Origin of the sequence: Streptomyces durbertensis (assembly GCF_014156695.1) — a bacterium.
Classification (GTDB): Bacteria; Actinomycetota; Actinomycetes; order Streptomycetales; family Streptomycetaceae; genus Streptomyces; species Streptomyces durbertensis.
The window spans coordinates 1-995 of sequence record NZ_WMLF01000841.1; the positions used below are offsets into that span (position 1 = coordinate 1).

Genomic DNA, 995 nt, shown 5'->3' on the forward strand with positions numbered 1-995 from the left:
GGTTAGGTACACCTAACCAGTCAGGTCGACGCGACAGTCCGAGGAGTGCCCATGCCGGACATGCCGGACACCCCACGTGAGGCCCGACGCCCGCACGCCGCCCGACACCAGCAGACCCGATCCGAACCGACCCCGCACCGGCCGCGGCCGCGCAGGACAACACCGGCCTTCGGGGACGTGCTCGCCGCCTGCGCGGCCGCCGACGCCGTCTCCACCCCGCCCCGGGACGAGGAACGCCGCAGGGCGGCCTGACGCGCGCCCCCGGCTCACCAAGCGCCCGGCTCATCACGGAGGGCGCCACCTCACCGCGTGCCTCAGTACCCGGTCAGTGACGGGTCACCGGTCAGTGACGGGTCACGGCAGGACGACGACCTTCGTGTCGAGGGTGGCGAACACCCACATCGCCGCGCCGTCCTTGCGGGCCTCCCGGATGCCGCCCGTCTTCTTGCTCGGGTCCGGCTCGGCGGTCTCCCCGTCGGTGGCCGCGCTGAAACCGATCACCACGCCCTCGTTCAGGGCGAACCTGACGACGTTCTCCACCGGGACGCCGTCCGAACCGGTGATGTTCGCGGAGCGCGAGGTGACGGTGTAGCTGCCGGGCAGCGGATCGACGGTGCCGGGGGTGACCTTGAACGTCCGGGTGACGTTCTCCTCCTCGTCGACGAGCCAGACGCGGTTCGACTCCAGGGAGTAGACGACCCGCTTGCCCTCGCCGGACCCGGCCGGCAGCGCCTTCGGGTCGGCGACCTGCTCGGCCTTCTCGCCGCCGGGCGCGGCGGAGCCGCTGGCCGCCGGGGCGGGCCGCTGGGCGGGGCCCGCGTCCTCCTTGGCCGAGGCGGCCTGCATCGCCAGTACGGCGACGACCGCCAGCGCGGCGGCGGTCAGTCCGGTCACGAAGACGCCCGCACCGTTGCGCGCCACTCTTGGTCACCCCTCGCAGGTCCGACGGTCGTACCGGTGACGTTAGCAGCCGCCGGCCGCGGCCCGACAAAAGG

Annotated in this window: 2 protein-coding genes; one reads left to right on the plus strand and one right to left on the minus strand. The window is 73.3% G+C overall.

What is annotated here, in order from left to right:
* The first annotated feature begins 51 nt into the window (after window positions 1–51).
* The gene (locus GL263_RS27200; RefSeq protein ID WP_228456868.1) at window positions 52–252 is read left to right on the plus strand and encodes a hypothetical protein; all 201 of its coding nucleotides are present in this window, start codon (window positions 52–54) and stop codon (window positions 250–252) included.
* A 102-nt stretch (window positions 253–354) separates the two neighbouring features.
* On the opposite strand, the gene GL263_RS27205 is transcribed toward GL263_RS27200, so the two are convergent.
* Entirely contained in the window at window positions 355–921 is a 567-nt protein-coding gene (locus GL263_RS27205) for a hypothetical protein (RefSeq protein ID WP_182858386.1), read from the minus strand.
* Window positions 922–995 lie beyond the last annotated feature (74 nt).

Excerpts from the sequence above, each read along its gene's own strand:
- GL263_RS27200 (WP_228456868.1), top strand. The coding sequence starts at position 52 with ATGCCGGACATGCCGGACACCCCACGTGAGGCCCGACGCCCGCACGCC.